Here is a 19,621-nt window from a genome sequence, read left to right as displayed (position 1 = left end):
GGTCAGGGTGATCGCGTCCCAGGCCTGCGCGTCCACGGTGCCGCTGACACGTAGCAGCCGCGCACCCTCGTTGTAGTTCACTGGGTCGATTGCCGCACTCACCGTGATGGCAGGACATCCGCCGGCGGCGCCGAAGACTGCAGGGGTTGCGCGGGTGAACGTGTCACCGGTCAGCGCGGGAGCCAGCCCCGGGGCGCTGCGCAGTGCGGCCGTGGAATCGAACGCGTAGCCGTAGGCCAGCAGGCTGTTGTCGTCGTAGGCCGCGCCGGCAAAGGTCAGGCCGACCGGCATTCCCGTGTCATCCATGGTGCCCATGGGCACCGTGACGCTGGGGATGCCCAAGTGGCGCAGGACGTAGTTGCCATTGGAGTAGAACACGCCGTTTTTCCAGGCCTCGTCGGCGGAGGCGACATTGATGTCGGCATCGGCGAGGGCCACGTCGGCGTTGGCCGGGAAGACTATGCCATCGAGGCCTTCCGCCGTGAGCCAGTCCTCGAAGTGCTCCTTGCGCATGTTTTCGAGTGCGTTCAGGGCGTCAGAAAAGCCGGTCAGGGATGAGACGTCGCCCAGGCCGTCTGCCGCCATGCGCACCACGTCGCGGTAGCGGTTCTCATAGTCCTCGACCTCGATGTAGCGATCGGGCAGCGCTCCGGGAGGGGTCGGGAAGATTTGGTTGTGGTCGACGTCGGCCAAGCGATTGAGCGCCGGGTCGCTGTTCGCGCGCAGGAACGTGTCCCAGCCGTGGGCAATCAGTTCGTTGAATTCCATTTCCATCCACGGCTCGGGCATGATGCCCAGCGCGTTGAGCCGTTCCCCTCCGGGAGTGTCGCCCTCATACTTCTCCACGACAGGCAACCCAACCTCGATGACCGTGGCGCCCAGGGACTCGAGCCTTGTCCTGGCGTTTTCCCACAGCGCCAGGATGGAGGGGCGCACGGCAATCGGGAAGGCGGGGTCCTTGCCGAGATACATTTTGGGAACACCAAACCGCTTGCCTTCGAGGGCATGCGGATTCTCCAAGGAGTCGTACGATGCGGGGCGGACATCCGAGGCCATTGGAAGCCTGACAGCTTCCTGGTCGCGCCAAAAATCCCCGGTGGTGCATTCGTCGTCGGCGACGATGACGTCAAGGACGCGCAGCATGTCGGCGACCGTGCGCGCGTGCGGGACCACGACGTCGCGGGTGGGGAACAACGGCCAGTTGCCGCGGATCGAGATGACCCCGCGCGAGGGGGTGTAGGCGCACAGGGCGTTGTTCGAGGCCGGGCTTCGCCCCGAAGAGACGGTCTCCTCCCCCATGCCAAAGGCACACAGGTTCGCCGCGGTGGCAACGCCGGAACCGTTCGAGGAGCCCGACGCGTAGGCTGCCGCCAGGTAGTTGGTGTTGTAGGGGCTTTCCGCACGGCCGTAGACGCCGCGCTGCATGCCGCCGTCAGCCATGGGCGGCATGTTGGTCTTGCCCAGCAGGATTCCGCCCGCCTCCCGGATGTGGGCCACGGTGAAGGCGTCGCCCTGCGCCACCAAGTCCTTGAAGGCCGGGGAGCCGCCAGCCACCGTCAAACCGCGAACCATGTAGCTGTCCTTGACGGTGAACGGCACACCCTCCAAGGGCCCGGCCTCGCCGCCGCGGCGGCGCTCGTCCGAGACCGCGGCCTCGGCAAAAACGTCGGGATTCAGGATCGGCACTGCGTTCAGGCGAACGCCCGAACGGTCGTAGCCGCCGATGCGCGCCAGGTACGCCCCGACCAGTTCGACGGCGGTGGTCGAACCGTTTTCGAGCGCTTCGAGAATGTCGTCGATGCTGGCTTCAATGAGGCTAAACGGGGTTCCCATGGGGTCTGATTTCCTTCAAGTTGCTGGCGACTCCGGCCGAATCCGGCGGGTGCCACGGTGCGGACTGTGGGCCTTCAATCATTATTGACTGGATTTTCAGTTAATGCTAGTTTGTGATCCGCATAACAATCCTGAACCAGCAAAAAACGAGGAGGGGAAGCCCATGGAGAGCGAACAGCAACAGATGCAAGCACCAAGCCGGGACGAGCTGAAAGCGGCACGTCCGGACAAGTTCGGGCGCGTAGAGCGTGCCGGTGTTGAACTGATTCCGGAAGAGCAGCGCGATTCGACTCCCAAGAATGTTTTCGCCGTCTTCGTGGGCGGAAACCTCGCCTTCTCCGTCATCATTTTCGGCTGGCTGCCCATCACGTTCGGGCTGAACTGGTTCCAGGCGGTTTCGGCCAGCTTCGTTGGATTGGTCCTCGGACTGTTGATGGTCTACCCGATGACCCTGCTCGGGCCCAGGACGGGAACGAACAACCCCGTTTCCAGCGGCGCACACTTCGGAGTCCGCGGAAGGCTCATCGGCTCGGCCGTGACCCTCCTGTTCGCCATTGCCTATGCTGCAATCGCCGTCTGGACCTCGGGCGAAGCCTTGATCGTCGGACTCAACCGCTTGTTCGGAACACCCGACGGGCAGAATGCCATGATGATCGGCTATGCGGTCATCGCCGCCGAAATCATCCTGATTGCGCTCTTCGGCCACGGAACCGTCGTCACCATGCAGAAGTACGTGATCCCCGTGGCGCTTCTTCTTCTGGTCATCGGCGTCTTCGCCTTTGCGCCGGGCTTCGACCCGACAGTGGTGCGGGCCGAGTACCTAATGGGCGACTTCTGGCCGACCTGGCTCTTCGCGGTCACCATTTCCATGGGCGGCCCGATCTCCTACGCCCCGTCGGTCGGCGACTACACCCGCCGGATCTCCCACAAACGCTTCACCGACAGGCAGATAGCGCTGGCTTCCTGCGGGGGAATCTTCCTTGGCTTGTTTGCCGCGGCAATCTTTGGGGCCTACACCGCGGCCTCTTTCGTCGAGCTCTCCCCGTCCTACGTTGCAGACCTGATCAGCTACGCCCCGTCCTGGTACGTCGTCCCGATCATCCTCATCGCCTTGGCGGGCGGCCTTGGCCAGGGCGTCATCAACATCTACGCCAGCGGGCTGGACCTCGAGTCGATCGTTCCGCGCCTGACCCGAACGCAAACCACCCTGATCACCTCCGGCATCGCCGTGGTTGTCATGTACATCGGCGTCGTCTCGGCCAACGCGATCGATTCGATCACCGGCATGACCGTTGTGCTCAACGCGGTTGCCGGCTCCTGGCTGGCCGTCAACATCGTCGGCTTCTTCATGGCCCGCAAGGGCGTCTACGACCCGGCGGACCTGCAGCTCTTCGGGGACGGCAAGACGGGCGGCAAATACTGGTTCACCGGCGGCTGGAACCTGCGGGCGGTGATTCCCTTCGGCATCGGATCCGGCGTTGGGCTCATGATCGTCTCCAACAACTTCTACGCTGCACCATGGGCAAACATCGCCGGCGGAGTCGACATCAGCCTGCCCGCCGCCGCCCTGGTGACTGGCGCGCTTTATGCCCTGTCGCTACGGTTGTGGCCGGAGCATGTGGCATCAGGGTCGGTGCCCCGGCGTGAACACCTGGAGGGGTAAGCATGGCAGTTGACAACCAAAGACGCATTCTCGAGGCATGCGCTCGACGCATCGCGGAGAACGGCGTCAGGGGGATGCGGGTACAGGACGTGGCCAAGGAAGCGGGCGTTTCCTCGGGCCTTCTCTACTACCACTTCACCGATCGCGAAGGGCTGCTTGCTGCAACCCTGCGGTACGTCAACGATGCGTCACTGAGCAGACGGCACAATCTTGAAGCCAAGAACGACGAAACCTACGTCGAAATCCGCAGGCACCTGCTGGCCGAATTCGAGGACATTGAGTCGGTCAAGGCCAATTCGATCGTGTGGAACGAAATCCGTGCGATTGCGGTTTTCGAACCCGCGCTGGCGGAGCACTTGGAGGCCTCAACCGCAGCGTGGCAGACCTTTGTCGCGGATCTTGTCCGGGCGCACCGACCCATGGAGGAACCCGCTGCACAACAAATTTCACTGCTGCTAACCTCCCTGGTCGAGGGACTGTCGGGACGCTGGCTATCGGGCCAGATCACGACGGAACAAGCACACTCTGCCCTCGAAGCGGGAATCGAAGCGCTGCTTCCCCGGCCTTGAGAACAAATCTGTCATTCGGTGGAAAGGATCCACCGAATAGTTGAAGGAGAACACCCCCATGAGCACCTGGACGATGCCCAGCGAATGCGACCCGCAGGAAAAGATCTGGATGGCTTTCCCGCCGCATGGCGAGAGCTTTGGCGAAACAGACGAACAAACCGCCGACGCGCGTGCCGCATGGGTGGCAGTCGCCCACGCAATCCTCGAGTTCGAACCCGTCACCGTCATCGCGGACCCGCGCGACGCGGCACTGGCCAGGGAGATGCTGCACGCCGACATCGAGGTCCTCACCGCTCCCCTGGACGACGCCTGGCTGCGCGATTCGGGTCCGACCTTCGTCCTGAACGAAGCCGGCGAGCTCGGCGCCGTCGACTGGGTGTTCAACGGCTGGGGCCAGCAGAAATGGGCATCCTGGGAGAACGACTCCAAGCTTGGCGTCTTTGTCGCCGAACTCGCCGGCGCCCGGATCATCGACTCGGACATGGTCAACGAGGGCGGTGGCATCCACGTCGACGGCGAGGGCACCGTCCTGCTGACCGACACCGTCCAGCTTGACCGCTTCCGCAACCCGGACATGTCGCGCAACCAGATCGAGGCGGAGCTCAAGCACACGCTCGGGGCGCAGCGCGCCATTTGGCTGCCGCGCGGCCTGTACCGCGACTCCCAGCGCTTCGGCACCCGCGGCCACGTCGACATCGTGGCAACCATCCCGAACTCGGGCACCATCCTGCTGCACCGCCAGACGGACCCGACGCACCCGGACTACTTCCTCTACGACGTGCACCGCTCGACCATCGAGGAGTCGACGGCCCCGGACGGAAGCCCGTGGAACATCGTCGACATCCATGCACCCGCCACGCTCAAGGACGAGGAAGGCTGGGTCGACTACAGCTACGTCAACCACCTGGTGGTCAATGGCGGCGTGATTGCCTGCTCGTTCGGCGACGAGAACGATGCCGCGGCGGCAGAGGTCCTGGCGAAGGTCTACCCGGGCCGCAAGGTCGTCAGCGTCGATGCCCGCAACATCTTTGCCTACGGTGGCGGCATCCACTGCATCACCCAGCATCAGCCGCTTTCCAAGAAGGCCTAAGGCCCGGATTCCGCCAGGTGGTTCGCATCCCCTTAGGGATGCGAACCACCCGTTTTTGCTGCCCTGCCCCCGGCCGCCGATCCGGAATCCTCCGGCGATGACTTGGCGACCGCGGAAAGCGACAGGCAGCTTGCTATTCGTTGCCTGCCGGTCCGGGAGCACCCGGGGTGACGTAGACCTTGCGCAGGGTTTCGGTCACGGTCCAGACGGTCTTCATTCCCTCGCTCAGGCGCATGAGCGTCCCGGGGAACAGCTCGACGATCTGCGCCGGCAAGCCCGCGAACGGCCCGATGACCACGGTTCCGCGGCCGGCCGTGACCACGAAAATTTCCTCGGCCTCGACATCGAACATGGTTCCGGTGCTCATCTCCCAGACGCCGAAGTCGACACCGGCCAGGGAACCAAACCCGACCGCCCCGGTGGTGGGTGCATCCCCGCCGTCCTGCTCGGGCGCGACCGCCTCGTGCTCAAGTTCCAGTGCCGGGACGTCGACCTTGCTGCCGCCGCGCAGGGCCTGCTGCTCGTCGTTGGTTAGTGCTTCTGTGGTTGCTGCTGCGTTGCTCATGAATCGAATCCCATTCCCAGTGCGTCCATTGTTTTCAAGAAGAGTCCACGTTTGCCTTGGTTGCGGTCGGCCCTGGCCAGTTCGCCGGTCATCATCTTGACCCCGACGAAGGCCACCGGTTCCGGAGGGAACGGGATCGGCTTTTTCTTCACCATCTGCAATTCGGTGCGCTGGGTCTTTTTCCCGGAGAGCAGGTCCAGCATCACGTTCGCGGCGAAGCGGGTCGCGCCGACGCCCAGCCCGGTGAAACCTGCGGTGTAGGCGACGCGTCCGTTGTGCGAGGTGTCGAAGAAGGCGAAGAACCTGCTGCAGGAATCGATCGCCCCGCCCCAGGCGTGCGTGAACTTCAGGCCCTCCAGCTGCGGGAAGGTGAAGTAGAAGTGCGTGACAAGCTTGCGGAAGGTCTCGTGGTTCTGGTCGTACTCCGGCTTGATCTTGCCGCCGTAGTAGTACTCGGCGTCGTAGCCGCCGAAGAGGATGCGGACGGCCCCGTTGGCGTCCCGGGTCTTGCGGTAGTAGTGGAAGCGGTTGTTCAGGTCGGCCAGGCCCTGCTTGTCTTCCCAGCCCAGGGTCGCGAACTGCTCCTCGGTGAGCGGCTCGGTCATGATCGCGTAGTCGTAGACCGGGATGGTGTGCAGCCGGTGGCGCTTGAGCAGCGACGGGAAGACGTTGGTGGCCAGCGCCACGCGCCGGGCCTTCACGCTGCCGGCGGTGGTGCCGACCGTGATGGCCTCCGGGGTGTCGGCAAGGCCCGTGGCGTGGGTGTTCTCGAAGATCCGCACGCCCTGTTCCAGGCACACACGCCGCAGTCCCCATGCCAGCTTGGCGGGGTTGATCATCGCGGTGCCTTCCTTGTCCCAGAGTCCCGCGCGGTACACCGGCGACTTCACGCTCGACTGCACCTCTTCGCGGTCCAGGAATTCCAGCTCGGGGTAGCGCTTGGCTTCATTGCGCAGCCATTGCACCTGGTGTTCCTCAGTGGCCAACTTCAGGACGCCCGAGTAGGTGAATTCGCAGTCGATGTCGTAGCGCTCGACGGCCTCCGCCAGTTCGCGCAGGTTTTCCAGCCCGAGTTCGCGCAGCAGGTCGTTCTCCTCCGGCAGGTGCTGCCGGCCGTTGGAATCACCGTGCACCAGCGAGGCCTCACAGAAGCCGCCGTTGCGCCCGGAGGCTGCCCACCCCACACGGTGGCTTTCGATCAGCGTGACGGTGCGTTCGGGGTCGCGCTCCTTGGCCATCAGGGCCGTCCAGAGGCCGGAATATCCGCCGCCGACCACCAGGAGGTCGGTTTCCGTTGCCCCCTCCAGCGCGGGAAGCGCCGCGGGACGTTCCGGATCGTCCAACCAATAGGGAACATGGCTGATGGCCTGCAGGGCCGCATCGATCAGCGCATCGTCGTAGGCTTCGGCCACGTTTTCGTAGATACTCATTGTTTTCTTTCGTTTTCGATAACGCGTGACGAGGCGCTGCGCGCAGCGCCCCGTCACGCCTGTTGCGGGGTCAGTTGGACTGTTGTTCCAGTCCGGCGACCCCCAGCGGTGCGGCGGCTTCCGGCGCCGCACCCAGGTTGATCATTGCCACGCCCGCCACGGCGAGCAGGATTCCGGCGACCTGCCAGAGGGTGAGTTTCTCGGAGAACCACAGCACGCCAATCAGCGCGATGACCACGGTTCCCCCGGCAGACCAGATGGCATACGCCATGCTCAGCGGCACGTATTTCAGCACCATGCTCAGCAGGTAGAAGGCCACGCCGTAGCCGAGCACCGTGCCGATGGTGGCCAGCGGCTTGGTGAATCCCGCGGACATCTTCAGCAGCGTGGTGGCCACGATCTCCGCCGCGATGGCCGCAGCAAGCAGGAACCAGTGCATGGCGTGCGACCTTCCCGTTTACCTTTGTTCTTGGATGTCCTGCGGCTGCCGCTCGGCGGCCTTTCGCGCGTCGTCCTTCTGCACGAAGACCCACATCACCACGCCCGTGGCGAGCACGCCCAGCGCGATGGCCAGTTCCTTGTACCCGCCGTAGCCGGTGACGGAGAAGCCCGTGGCGCCGACAACCAGGATCACGACCATGAAGGCGGTCAGGACCAGCGAGAGCGGAACGAACCATGGGGCAAGCTTGATCGGACGGGTGGCGTTCGGGCGGTCCTTGCGCAGCATGAAGAAGCCGGAAACGGCGAAGATGTGCGTGAGGATGTAACCCAGGTTGCCCGTGACGATGATGGCCAGCGGCGACTGCAGCACCACCAGGACCACGATGTTCAGCACGACCATGACGTTCAGGGCCCGGACCGGCACGCCACGCTTGTTCAGCTTTCCGACGGCGCGGACGGTGATGCCGGACTTGCCCATGTTGAACAGCACGCGGGACGCATCCGCCACGGAGGTGGTCATGATCAGCAGCAGCGAGGCGATCAGGCACAGGACCATGACGTCGGATGCGCCGCCGACAAGGGAACCGAAGCTGTCGACGAAGAAGGTTGCCGGGTTGGCCTGGATGGCTTCCTCGCCGGCGTAGCCGCCGAGGGTGATCGGGATGAGGAAGAAGACGCCCATGCAGAAGAGCACAGCGGCCTTGATGGCCTTGGTGGTGTCCTTGACGGAGTCGCGGTATTCGGGTGCGAACGTTGCGCAGACCTCGATGCCGAAGGTGGTCCAGGCCATGATGTAGAGCCAGACGAGTGCCTTGTGCAAGCCCTCCATGCCGTGCAGGTTCCAGGTCAGTTCGGCCGGGGCCCACTGGCCACTGAAGAGCGGCAGGACGATGAAGGCGAAGAGCGGGATCATCAGGATGCCAGCGGTGATGTAGACGAAGGCCATGGTCATGCGCACGCCAACGATGTTGATCAGGTACATGAACAGGATGACGCCGATGCCGATCACGATGGGCAGGCTCAGCTCAATCGGTCCGAGGTTCACAACCCAGGTCGATTCGGGGAACCACTGCGCCTGGATCAGTGCGCCGGTGATGGCGCCGTAGGTTGCCAGGTTGGTGCCCCACGGGAACCAGTAGCCGACGCTGGCCAGCGGCGCGACCCAGGGTGCTCGCTTCTTCCAGGCCTCGGCCGCGTAGTGGGTGATGCCGCCGGAGGATTCGGGGAACATCGTGGCGAGTTCGGTGTAGATCCAGTTCACGCCCATGGCGATGATCATTGACACCGCCCACAGGAAGGCGGCTCCCCAGCCGCCGAGGTCTGCAATCGAGGCTCCCAGCGTGGCAATCAACGCCGCAGGCATGGTCATGGACATTGCGAATCCGTCGAACCATCGCATCTTCTTGGGTAATTGCTCTTCGCTCTCCGGGAGCGTCAATTGCTCGGACATTCGTGCCTTCCAAATCGATCACTGTCATTAGGACAAGTAGAAGCCTGCCAAAATTGCCGAAAAAGTCAATAGATTGGCTCTTGATTGTTTTTTCAGCAAGAAATGTTGCAAATTTACTCTTGACGCCAATCGTAGCCCGACTATAGTGATCTACATCATCAACGACGGATTCCTCTTGAAAGGGTTTTTGATTCCATGACCGCTGTATCCGTGCCGACCCGCACACAGCTATTTATTGCCGGAGAGTACTCAGATGGAAGCGGCCAGGAGCGCTACGACGTCATCAGCCCCTCCACCGGTGAATTCATCGCCTCGATCCCGGTTCCCACCGAAGAAGACCTTAACCACGCGGTGGCCAAGGCCCACGAGGCCAAGGGTGCCTGGCAGAAGCTCGGCGTCTTCAAGCGAGCCGAAATCTGCCACAAGATCGGTGACGCCATGGAGCGTCGCATCGACGAACTCGCCCACCTGCAGTCCATGGAGCAAGGCAAGCCGCTGGCCGAGTCCATCGCCGACGTCACCGAAGCCGCCCAGCTCTTCCACCTGCACGCCGAAGACGCCGTCCGCCTCAACGGCGAAACCATCCCATCCTCCGACACCGACAAGCGCATGTTCACCTTCCGCGCAGCAGTCGGCGTCTGGGGCATCATCACCCCGTGGAACTTCCCGTTGCTCATGTTCGCGGAGTTCGTTGCTCCGGGCCTTGCCACCGGCAACGCACACGTCGTGAAGCCGCCGGCAAACACCTCACTGACGGTTCTGGCCGCCATGGAATGCCTCATCGAGGCCGGCGTTCCGGAGGGGCTCGTCTCCATCCTTCCGGGCGAGGGCGACTTCGGCGCCAAGCTGGTCTCCCACGACGGCATCGACGCCATCGGCTTCATCGGCTCCTCGGCCACCGCCGCAAAGATCCAGAAGACCGCAGGCTTCAAGCGCTCCATCATGGAAGCCTCCGGCAACGGCCCGGTCGTTGTCCTCGCCGATGCCGACCTCAAGCGTGCGGCCAAGGCCGCCGTCGACGGCGCGTTCTTCTGCGCCGGCCAGGTCTGCTGCGCCACCGAACGCGTCATCGTCCACAAGGACGTTCACGAGGCCTTCGTCAAGGAAGTCCTTGAATACGCCAAGGCAACCGTGAAGCTCGGCGATCCGTTCGCGGAAGGCACCAACCTGGGCCCGCTGAACAACGAACTCGTTGCGGTCAAGATGGATACCCACATGGCGGATGCCCGCGAACGCGGCCTGGACATCGTCTTGGGCGGCCGACGCAGCCCGGACTTCGCCACCGATCTCTACTACGAATTCACGGTGGTGGACAACGTGACCGAAGACAGCCTGCTGAGCAAGGAAGAGTCCTTCGGCCCCGTCCTGCCGATCATCGTGGGCCAGGATGACGATGACATCCTGCGCATCGCCAACGGCGACGCACTGGGCCTGCAGTCCGCCGTCTTCACCCAGAACATGAAGAGCGCCTTCCGCTTCATGGAAGAACTCCAGACCGGCCAGGTCGTCGTCAACGACTCCAACGGCTGGTGGGACATCAACATGCCGTTCGGCGGAGCCGGCGGCAAGGGCACCGGTTGGGGCCGCATCGGCGGCGTCCACACGCTGCTCGACATGACGGACCTCCGCACCGGCGTCATCCACCTCAGCTAAGGTAAAAGACAGGTACGGCTGTGGCGATACGGAAGTATCGCCACAGCCGTACCCACTTAACAAGGAACCAGTGGTGCCAAGGTCAGGCCAACCGAATCAGGTGCCTGCCCGGTGTTCGCAATGAACGGTACCAATGGACGTTGCCCCGAAGGAATCCGATGACCGAACTCGATGACATTGACCGCCAGCTCATTGCCGCGCTGCAGCTCAATGGGCGAAAGTCCTTCAAGGAAATTGCCGAGGAAACCGGCATTCCCGCATCTTCCGTGCGCTACCGCGTGCAACGTCTGGAGGATTCCGGGACGCTGCAGATTGTCGGCATCGCCAACCCCCTCTCGATCGGCTTTGACCGCTTGGCCCTGATCGGGGTGCGTTGCGCACCGGGCAAGGCCAGAAGCGTCTGCAAGGAAATGGCGCAGCTCACCGAGTCCAGCTACGTGGTGCTGACCACCGGAAGCTACGACGTCATGGTCGAAGTGGTGTGCCGGGACCTCGAGCACTACACCGAGCTGCTCTACGACCGCCTGCAGCTCATCGACGGCGTCGTTGCCACCGAAACCTTCTTCGTCCTCGAGGCACACAAGCTGGCATACGGGTGGGGCGTGGGTACGCCGGCGGGCCTGAGCAAGCACCACATGGGGATCAAGCCCGGCGAAGAATCCTGATCACCGGCTGAGCACACCCGGTTCACGCCGGGCCGCGACTACTTGTATTCGTTCTCCTTGAGCTCGACCAGGAAGGCTCGCCGCTCGGCGATCTTGGCATCCCGCATCACGAACACCTCGCCCACCACCATGCGCATGACTTCGCCGTCGGGTCGGGGTACCTCGCCCGAAAGCTCGGCCATCACGACATCGTCTTCCTCGACCATCCGGACGACCTTCAAGACCGGCGGACCCGCGAACTCCTGGCCATCGATCTCGTTGTCGTAGGCTTCCTTGCCAATCAGGTGAAAATGCCCGAACACCGTCCATTCGATGTCGTCGGTCAGGCAGGACAAGATCTGTTCGTGGTCGTTCTTGTTGAATCCGTCGATGTATTTCTTGACGGTCTCCTTGTTTGCGGACATGGGTAACCTCCAAAATTCGTGCGCCACCGTGCGATGATTTCGAGGCTAGTGGCCTTCGCGCCGCAAGTGAAGACCGCTGTCGGCAAGAACAAAGCTGCCTCGCGTCATCGCGGGGAGAGGACGCAGAACTCATTGCCTTCCGGATCGGCGAGGCACACCCACGGCACATTTCCCTGGCCGACGTCGGCGTCCGTGGCACCCAGCGCCAGTAGCCGGTCCACCTCTGCCTTCTGGTCGTCGCCGGGGTACGGCATCACGTCCAGGTGGACACGGCCGCAGGCGCTATCCGGGTCGGCTGTGCGAAGGAATTCCAGATACGGCCCGACACCCGCGGCCGAACGCAGCCTCGCATGGTCATCGGTCACCTCGTCCAACGTCCAGTCCGTCGCCTCGCTCCAGAACGCGGCCATGGCCCGCGGATCCGCGCAGTTGACCACCACCGTGGCAATCGGCCCGGTGTCCGCGTAGAGCTCTCGCGGTTCCAGCACGCAGAACAGGTTGCCCTCAGGGTCGGCCAGAACGGTCCACGGCACGTCACCCTGTCCGATGTCGGCGGGTGTCGCACCGAGCTGCTTCAGGCGTGCAACCAGCTCCTCCTGGTGGGCCAGCGAGGTGGTTGCCAAGTCGAGGTGCGCTCGGTAGTTCACCGTCTCGGGGTCCGGGACGGTGACGACATCGATGCAGACCGCGGTCGGGTCCGGCCAGGTGAAGTCCGGTGGTTCGACGTTGGTCACGCCGGGCCCCTCGCTGGAAACGCCCCAGCCGAGCGCGTCCGCCCAAAAGCGGCCGAGCGCCGAGTCGTCCCGGGCCTTGAAATTCACCTGTACAAGTCGCAGTGCCATACCGCCAGATCCTATACCGAGGCAGCACTCGATTTGGAGGTGCATCGCGGAGGTCCGCCCCCGTAACACTTTACTTTCCTAAGGAAAGCGTGGAAGGGTGGTGCGACGAACCACCTTCGCGAGAAAGCCTGAACCATGTCATTGCCTTCGTCACCCGCCGAACCCGCGCTTGCCGTCGCGAGCCGACCACGGCCGCGGTTGCACCGCGCATGGCTGGTGGTTGCGGTGACGGTTTTGGCGCTCGTCGCGGCAGCGGCCTTCCGTTCCACCACCGGAGCGTTCTTCGAACCGCTGGAATCCGAGTTCGGCTGGACGCGGTCCCAGCTGTCGATGGCCGTGACAATCAACTTGGTCGTTTATGGATTGGCTGCACCGTTCGCCGCCACGCTCCTCGAACGATTCTCCATGCGAGCGGTTGCAGCCATAGCGTTGACGCTGGTCTCCGCGGGTGCCGGGCTGGCGGTGTTCATCACCCAGGTGTGGCACCTATGGATCTTGTGGGGCGGGCTCGTTGGCATCGGTACCGGTGCCATGGCCCTGGTCTTTGGCGCGGTCGTGGCCAACCGCTGGTTCGTACGCAGACGTGGTCTTGTCATGGGAATCTTCTCTGCCGCGAACGCCTGCGGCCAGCTGATTTTCCTGCCGACGATCGTCCACCTGACCGGCCACCATGGCTGGCGCGTTGCTTCACTCTTGGTAGCGGGGTTCGCTCTGGCCATCGTGCCGTTGTTGTTCTGGCCCTTTGCCAACTCCCCCGCGGCGGCAAAAACCACCGCCTATGGTGCCGATGAAACCGATGCATCCGAGAGCGCCCCGGCCGCATCGCAGCGGCCCGCGGGCGGTGCCGTCGCCGAAACGTTCAAGGTCCTAGGACATGCCATGAAGTTCCGGGCCTTCTGGATCCTGGCATTCACCTTCTGGATTTGCGGCTGGTCAACCAACGGACTGATCCAAACGCATTTCATCCCCGCATCCCACGACCACGGAATGCCGGCAACAACCGCTTCCGGGTTGCTGGCGCTTATCGGCGTTTTCGACATCATTGGAACCATCGCCTCGGGCTGGCTGACCGACCGCGTGCGCCCGTGGCTGCTGCTTGTCGTCTACTACGGCCTGCGCGGGGTCTCGTTACTGACGGTCCACTCGCTGATGGGTCCCACGGTCGAGCCCGTGTTGTGGATCTTCATCCTGTTCTACGGCCTGGATTGGGTGGCAACGGTTCCGCCAACCGTCGTGTTGTGCCGCAAATACTTCGGGCCGGTGCGTGCCACCGTGGTCTTTGGCTGGGTCTTCGCCTTCCACATGGTCGGAGCCGGAGCAGGAGCGCTGACCGCCGGCATTGGACGCGACATCTCCGGCAGCTACCTGATTGCGTGGATTACCGCCGCAGCGCTCTGCTTCATGGCCGCCGGCAGCTTGTTCTTCCTGCCAGGTGCGCCCGAGGCGTTCGATGCAACCAAACAAGCAGAGACAGACACCAACGAGTCAGTGCCAGAGCCGATCTAACCTTCGCCGCGAGTGCCAAGCGGCTTGGGAATCCGGTCCTTCGAGATGGGCCGGATCCACGAAACGTTGTCCATGTTCAGGAGGGCACCGCATTCACTGCAGGTTTCCCCTTGGGATGATTCCCGACCGCAATCACGGCAAACGATGACCAGGCGCTGTTCGAGGCCCTCGGTTGGGGTGTGTTTTTCTGCCCACAAGGCGAACGCATGAAGAATCGGCAGCGCATCGATGCCGGCCTGCGTCGGCTCGTACTCATAGCGTCGTGTCGAGGCATTTCCATAGGGAATGCGCGTGGCCAGACCGCCCTCGACGAGTTGGCGCAGCCGGTTGGCCAGGACCTTGTCCGACACTCCCACCGATTCACGGATCTCGTCGAAACGCCTCACTCCGGAGATGAGTTCACGAATGATCAGCAGTGTCCAGGGATCGCCGACGGCGTCGATTCCGCGCGCGATCGAGCACGGCCGCTCAGACCAATCCGAACGCAATGGCATGCCCGACTCCTCAAGGTTCACGACGCAAACTATCCTGAGGAAAGCTTAGCTCTGTTCGCTGTCAGGACCCTGAATCCAGCGAAGAAAGATCCCGGACGCTGCCAGTCCGAACGCCAGCGCCACGTGGCCGTCAAGGCCAAGTGGCGAATAGTCCTAGTTGTTCGAGATCCCTTCGCCCAACGTCAGCATGAGCCGGTTGGCCCAGCTGAACATCGCCGAGACTGCCGCGGCATCCAAGATCTGTCCGTCGTCCAACCCCTGCTCCTTCAACGCTTCCAGGTGGCCGGCTTCAACCGAGGATGGTGAGGTTGCCATGGCGCTGGCAAATCCCGCAAGTGCACGCTCGCGCGATGACTCGAGTCCCGCAATACCAAGATGCTTGAGCCTCGGGCTGGAGATGGTGTCCTTCGATAGGAAGAAGTGCCGACGGCCGTGCACCGTGGCACAGAATTCACAGCCGGTCTCCAAGCTGGTGGCCAGGGCGACGAATTCGCGTTCGGCGCGTTCCAGTTGCCCCTCCCCGGTCATGATCGTGTCGTATAGCTCGGTGCGGACTCCCAGGAAACCTTCCTCGTGCCTGAGCACCGAGTAGTAGTCCGAGGCCCCCTTGGCCTGGTCCGCACGCACGTCTTCGGGCATAGTCCGGACGCCAACGACAAATCCACGCCAATCCATCAACGGGTATTCCTGCCGGGGATGCCCGAACGTCTGCTCGCTGGTTTCGGTATAGGGAATCCGCTGTGGCTCGACCTCGGCATTGCCGACGTCCAACAGCTCGGCGGCCCTGCGAAGCCTGCCAAAGTATGCAACAAACGAGGTGACTTGGCTTGCAGCCACAATCGCTGCCTCGTTGTGGCCTGCCTCGCGCAGGGCGATGATTGCGGTTTCCCCGGTTGACGTCGGATCCACGGCCATCTCGATCGCATGCTCAAAGAGTGAGATCTCGCGCGCACCAAAGGTAATCTCCCAAGCGTATTCGTCAATGATCGCAGCGTAGCTGCCGGCTCCCGCTATCGAGTCCAGTTCACGACCAAACTCATCTGCAAGTCTCTGGTCACCGCAATAAGGGGCTACGCAGATGGCAATTCGGAGTCGGTCAGCAACCGAAATTGAAGTCAACGCTTCCTTCACCGTGTTCGATTCGCCGAATGCCGCCTCAAGCGAAACACTTGTCAGCCTCGCAACTTCACTTCTAAGCGCGTTGGGCGCTTTCCAATGCAGCAATGTTCATCCTTCCGAAATTTATTGCGGCTCGCGCCACGGCGTCATTGTCACGCAGGAACCGGGAATTGGTGTGCCCTAAGGGACCTAGTTGCGTACCCCAGTGGATGGATTCCAGCGGAACTCCCACCACATAGATTCCGTCCTGCGAGGTTCCGTCGGCGGCGATTAGGGCATACGGTTCCTGCCCTACCTCGAGTGCCCCGGATATGAAAGGTTCTTGGCCAGGGTTCGGGATGTGGAAAAGCCGTCCGGTCCCGTCTTCAACAATTCGGCGAAGCAGCGATGAACTGCTTCGGCTTGCGTGGTTGCCAGGTAGATGGGCCTCAAGCAATCCAACGCATTCATGGATCATTCCGGGAATCGCAGGCGAGAAGGCCCTGAAATACCTGTTCGATCTTTCAACAACCATGTCGGGGCCCAGAGGGCAGACGATTTCGGCCTCAACGAGGGCCTTGAGTTCGTTGATGCGCTGTGCCGGCGGACCGCTTGCGACAGAACCGGCAAAGCCGCGCATCCATCCCTGCACATCCTTGGCATAGGATTCCCCCGTGAACCCTCCGTACCGTGCCAGCCTACGAATCGCCCCTCTCGCTGCACCAATGGTGACCGCCGCACACTTGGTGGCGCTTTGGAAACCTTTGGTTGCTTCCGCGTAGTCCTCAGCCAAGTCGGTTTTCCACCAGTCAAGGAAGTCGTCATATGTACCAAAGGTTTTCCCGGCCAGTGGCTTGTCCATTGCGTCGAAGTCAATCCGATGCTGTTGTCCTGGCACGGCATTTGCCAAGACCTTCTCCATCTCGGGGCTTTCCCAGTTGAAGCTGTCCAGGCCGCCAACAATGTCCTCAAACGTACCGGCGAAATGCTCTGGATGCTGCTCGAAAAGGACCCTGTAATAGGTATACGCCGCGTCCTTGACCGCAAGCGGCCAAAGGTCTTCCATGAAATTGAGCTGACGTTCCAGGGATGCGAGATCTTCAACGATGGCCGGTGTCAGATAGCGGGCTACAAACTGTGGTGTCATCTGACCAAAGACGCCCTTGGCCCGGTATGGAACCCCGCGCCGTGACCCTGCCAGAAGGACTGGCTCCTGCCCGGATGCCAGATAGGTCAGCGACCCATCCGCTTCTTCCACAAAGCGGCCCCCTCGGCCTTCGGTAAGAAGTGAGACGTAGTCAAAGAAGTTCATGCCCAGTCCACGCACCGCGATGACCGATCCAGGCTGGATACTGCTCAAGTCCTGGCTTATCGGGTTGGACGGCAAACCATAGTAGAGGCCATGATCCGCCGCGAAATCGCGATTCGCTGACTCCTGTTTACTGGGCAGCGAATCCGTGTGCCCGGTGGCGAGAACGACAACGTCAAACTCGTGGATGTCGGTTTCTGTTTCCACTATGGTTCGGGCACCAACACGATGGAGACCCGTCACTTCGCGTTGTTCGAATGCCACGGTGAAGTTCTCAGGCAGTTGCTCGAGGTCCTTGCCGTAACACCATTCAAGGTAGTGTCCCAGGATCTTTCGCGAAGGATGGCTGTGGGGTTCCATCCGGCTTGATTCGGCAAGGATGCCAGCGTCCACGGTTTCTATAGTCCCGTTGGCTACCATCTGGGCCCATTCGTAGAGATTTGGGCCTTCGACGATCGGGCCGTCGCACTGAACCGAACGATCCGTGAAGTGTGTGGCATCGGCGCACAGGGTGTTCATCAGCAAATGCTGCGGTTGCGCGCTGGCCCACACCCGTCCCCCTCCAGGTTCGAAAGGGTCAAAGATCGTGATACTTGTTGATGCACCCTGGGCCAAGGCACCATTTGCAGAGAGCCGCTCCAGCACAGAGATTCCGCGCGGGCCCGCACCCACAATAGCTATGCGGATCGCAGCTGCATCAGATTCTGTCATTCCGATGCCTTTTCACTCTTGCGGTAGCCCCGGAGGTAGAAGTAGGCAGCTCCAGTCAACAAGGTTGCCGTACACACAGCCAATGCGGAGGCCTGCCCCAACTGCTGCTGGTCAAATGCCAGTGCCCTGATTTGGAGCGGCACGGTGACGGCGGAGCCAGAAGGTCCACCTCCGTTTGAAAGCAGGTAGGGGACGTCAAAATCGTATGCCGTCCAGATGGTGCGCAAGAGCATGCCGGCAAGCACCACGGGAATGATTGAGGGCAGTGTTACCGCCGTGAAACGGTGCCACCAGCCGCCACCATCGATGGATACCGCTTCGAAGAGATCCTTCGGGATCGACTGCAGCCTGGCAAGGACGACGATAATGAAGAATGGGGAGTATTTCCATACATTTACGGCGACCAACGTCGGCATCATCATCGCTGGATCGGAAAGCCAGTTGAGCGGTTGATCGATGAGTCCAACTTTCATCAGGACAAAGTTCACTACGCCTGTGACGTCGTTGAACATGAATCTAAAGACCAGCGCAGCAACGATGGCCGGAACCATGTACGGGATCAGTACCAAGACACGGGCGATACGTTGGCCCTTGAGGTTCAGGTTCAGCAGCATTGCCACCGCGACGCCCAAAACAACCTGCAGGATCATGTTCGACGTTGTCCAGCTGATGCTTCTTAAGAACGAGTCCCGGGTATTGGCATCGGCAAAAATGGCTACATAGTTCTCCATCCCAACGGGCGTTTTCATGCCGGTGTTGATGTCAACCATGTTGAAGCTGTTGATGACGGCGACAATAAACGGATAGACGGCGAAGACCAGGATAAGAACCAACGCTGGCGATATCAACAGGTAGGCCAATGCCCTGTCGCTAAGGTACCGCTTCGGCTTTGGCTGTTGATCCGAGCCTTGTCCACGGCGAACAACCAACGATTGCTTGGGCGCTTTCTCAAGTGTTGTGCTCAACCCTTCACAGCTCCTTCAGTCAGGCCAGCAACCAGCCACTTTTGTGCCATGAAGAACAGAATCATGACCGGAAGAATGATGGTGAGGGCTGCTGCCATGAGCAGGCCCCACGATTCGGTACCCATATGTCCCATCAGCAGGAACACTGCCGGGTTGGCTGGCAGCTTTTCATTGCTCGTCATGAGCGTGGAAGCGAACAGGTACTCGCTCCAGGCTGCATTGAAGGTGAAGATCGCGGTCGAGGCAATTCCCGGCAAGGTTTGCGGCAGTACCACCCGAATGAATGCCCCGAAGCGGGTGCAACCATCAATCATTGCCGCTTCCTCGGTATCGATTCCCAACCCCGAGAAGTACGAACGCAGGATCCACAAGGCAAACGGCAGCAGCGTCGCCACGTACAGCACCGCAAGTGCTGCACGGTTATCGCCCAGGCCATTTCCGAAGAGAATTTGCGTGATGGGCACCAGGACCAGGATGGGCGGCAAGAGGTAGGCGAGAAGTGACAGCTCGCCAACGGCACGCACCCCCTTGAATTCGAACCGGCTCATCGCATAGGCCGCCATGATGCCGAAGACCAGGGCAATCACAGTGGCTATCGAGGAAACAATCAGGCTGTTGGTGAGGTACTGCTGGAATCCATAGACCTCAAAGAGATCGATGAAGTGCTTGAATGTCAGTTCCTTCGGGAAGATCGTCGGCGGATACGCGGCGATTTCCGAGTCTGGACGAATCGCATTCACGACAATCCAGTACATGGGAACGATGGCGGTTAGGACGACCGTGACAAGTGCGGCATATTGCAATGTCCGCCCGAGGGTTGCCATGGGGCTGCGTTTCCTTGCCGCTGCCTTGCTTTCTGGAGCAATAGGTTGTGCAGCTCGTGATTTGACGTCGATACTCATCGGGTCAGCGCTCATTTCGGAGTATGGATAA

17 protein-coding genes and 1 pseudogene are annotated in these 19,621 nt (G+C 61.8%); 6 read left to right on the top strand and 12 right to left on the bottom strand.

All coding sequences use genetic code 11. From position 1 onward, the window contains the following. Positions 1-168 precede the first annotated feature (168 nt). Positions 169-1,833 (bottom strand): annotated as a pseudogene (locus ACIQLF_RS01885) (amidase); the annotation flags it as partial. A gap of 163 nt (positions 1,834-1,996) precedes the next feature. On the opposite strand from ACIQLF_RS01885, the gene ACIQLF_RS01880 reads away from it, so the two are divergent. The 3 genes from ACIQLF_RS01880 to ACIQLF_RS01870 are packed head-to-tail and all read left to right on the top strand — an operon-like array spanning position 1,997 to position 5,155. Then, positions 1,997-3,496, top strand: a complete 1,500-nt coding sequence (locus tag ACIQLF_RS01880) for a purine-cytosine permease family protein (RefSeq protein ID WP_400293895.1) — start codon at positions 1,997-1,999, stop codon at positions 3,494-3,496. A gap of 2 nt (positions 3,497-3,498) precedes the next feature. Next, positions 3,499-4,065 carry a TetR/AcrR family transcriptional regulator gene (locus tag ACIQLF_RS01875; protein ID WP_400293894.1) on the top strand — a complete coding sequence of 189 codons (567 nt, stop codon included), beginning with the start codon at positions 3,499-3,501 and terminating at the stop codon, positions 4,063-4,065. Between the two features lie 58 nt (positions 4,066-4,123). Beyond that, positions 4,124-5,155 (top strand): agmatine/peptidylarginine deiminase, encoded by a 1,032-nt coding sequence (locus ACIQLF_RS01870; protein ID WP_400293893.1) that lies wholly within the window; start codon positions 4,124-4,126, stop codon positions 5,153-5,155. Positions 5,156-5,288: 133 nt separating this feature from the next. On the opposite strand, the gene ACIQLF_RS01865 is transcribed toward ACIQLF_RS01870, so the two are convergent. From ACIQLF_RS01865 to ACIQLF_RS01850, 4 genes are all read right to left on the bottom strand, one after another. Beyond that, complete coding sequence (locus ACIQLF_RS01865; RefSeq protein ID WP_400293892.1) at positions 5,289-5,720, bottom strand: cupin domain-containing protein; 432 nt, start codon at positions 5,718-5,720, stop codon at positions 5,289-5,291. After that, positions 5,717-7,150 carry an NAD(P)/FAD-dependent oxidoreductase gene (locus ACIQLF_RS01860; RefSeq protein WP_400293891.1) on the bottom strand — a complete coding sequence of 478 codons (1,434 nt, stop codon included), beginning with the start codon at positions 7,148-7,150 and terminating at the stop codon, positions 5,717-5,719. The genes ACIQLF_RS01865 and ACIQLF_RS01860 overlap by 4 nt, the downstream gene beginning before the upstream one ends. Before the next feature lie 70 nt (positions 7,151-7,220). Beyond that, a complete protein-coding gene (locus ACIQLF_RS01855; RefSeq protein WP_400293890.1) occupies positions 7,221-7,589 on the bottom strand; it encodes a DMT family transporter in 369 nt (122 codons plus the stop codon). 18 nt (positions 7,590-7,607) lie between these two features. Next, the gene (locus tag ACIQLF_RS01850; protein ID WP_400293889.1) at positions 7,608-9,041 is read right to left on the bottom strand and encodes an APC family permease; all 1,434 of its coding nucleotides are present in this window, start codon (positions 9,039-9,041) and stop codon (positions 7,608-7,610) included. 195 nt (positions 9,042-9,236) lie between these two features. On the opposite strand from ACIQLF_RS01850, the gene ACIQLF_RS01845 reads away from it, so the two are divergent. Next, complete coding sequence (locus ACIQLF_RS01845) at positions 9,237-10,694, top strand: aldehyde dehydrogenase family protein (RefSeq protein ID WP_400293888.1); 1,458 nt, start codon at positions 9,237-9,239, stop codon at positions 10,692-10,694. Between the two features lie 158 nt (positions 10,695-10,852). Further along, positions 10,853-11,359, top strand: a complete 507-nt coding sequence (locus ACIQLF_RS01840) for an Lrp/AsnC family transcriptional regulator (RefSeq protein WP_400293887.1) — start codon at positions 10,853-10,855, stop codon at positions 11,357-11,359. A 38-nt stretch (positions 11,360-11,397) separates the two neighbouring features. Here the strand turns inward: ACIQLF_RS01840 and ACIQLF_RS01835 are convergent, their stop codons facing one another. Next, positions 11,398-11,763 (bottom strand): nuclear transport factor 2 family protein, encoded by a 366-nt coding sequence (locus tag ACIQLF_RS01835; protein WP_400293886.1) that lies wholly within the window; start codon positions 11,761-11,763, stop codon positions 11,398-11,400. Between the two features lie 104 nt (positions 11,764-11,867). Then, positions 11,868-12,605, bottom strand: coding sequence for a VOC family protein (locus ACIQLF_RS01830; protein WP_400293885.1), 738 nt, complete (start codon positions 12,603-12,605; stop codon positions 11,868-11,870). Between the two features lie 135 nt (positions 12,606-12,740). On the opposite strand from ACIQLF_RS01830, the gene ACIQLF_RS01825 reads away from it, so the two are divergent. Next, complete coding sequence (locus ACIQLF_RS01825; protein ID WP_400293884.1) at positions 12,741-14,111, top strand: MFS transporter; 1,371 nt, start codon at positions 12,741-12,743, stop codon at positions 14,109-14,111. Here the strand turns inward: ACIQLF_RS01825 and ACIQLF_RS01820 are convergent. The 5 genes from ACIQLF_RS01820 to ACIQLF_RS01800 form a co-directional block, all read right to left on the bottom strand. After that, on the bottom strand, positions 14,108-14,605 hold the full coding sequence (locus ACIQLF_RS01820) for a winged helix-turn-helix transcriptional regulator (protein ID WP_400293883.1): 498 nt from the start codon (positions 14,603-14,605) through the stop codon (positions 14,108-14,110). The genes ACIQLF_RS01825 and ACIQLF_RS01820 overlap by 4 nt on opposite strands. A 153-nt stretch (positions 14,606-14,758) precedes the next feature. After that, complete coding sequence (locus tag ACIQLF_RS01815) at positions 14,759-15,724, bottom strand: peroxidase-related enzyme (protein WP_400293882.1); 966 nt, start codon at positions 15,722-15,724, stop codon at positions 14,759-14,761. 73 nt (positions 15,725-15,797) lie between these two features. Next, the gene (locus ACIQLF_RS01810; RefSeq protein WP_400293881.1) at positions 15,798-17,723 is read right to left on the bottom strand and encodes an FAD/NAD(P)-binding protein; all 1,926 of its coding nucleotides are present in this window, start codon (positions 17,721-17,723) and stop codon (positions 15,798-15,800) included. Next, the gene (locus ACIQLF_RS01805) at positions 17,720-18,688 is read right to left on the bottom strand and encodes a carbohydrate ABC transporter permease (protein ID WP_400293880.1); all 969 of its coding nucleotides are present in this window, start codon (positions 18,686-18,688) and stop codon (positions 17,720-17,722) included. Before ACIQLF_RS01805 ends, ACIQLF_RS01810 begins: the two co-directional genes overlap by 4 nt. Then, positions 18,685-19,590 (bottom strand): carbohydrate ABC transporter permease, encoded by a 906-nt coding sequence (locus ACIQLF_RS01800; RefSeq protein ID WP_400293879.1) that lies wholly within the window; start codon positions 19,588-19,590, stop codon positions 18,685-18,687. The genes ACIQLF_RS01805 and ACIQLF_RS01800 overlap by 4 nt, the downstream gene beginning before the upstream one ends. Between the last annotated feature and the right edge of the window lie 31 nt (positions 19,591-19,621).

The sequence above is a fragment of the Paeniglutamicibacter sp. NPDC091659 genome, assembly GCF_044756805.1.
GTDB lineage: Bacteria > Actinomycetota > Actinomycetes > Actinomycetales > Micrococcaceae > Paeniglutamicibacter.
Note: the sequence above shows the minus strand (reverse complement) of the source record. Positions and strands in the feature narration are given on the sequence as shown.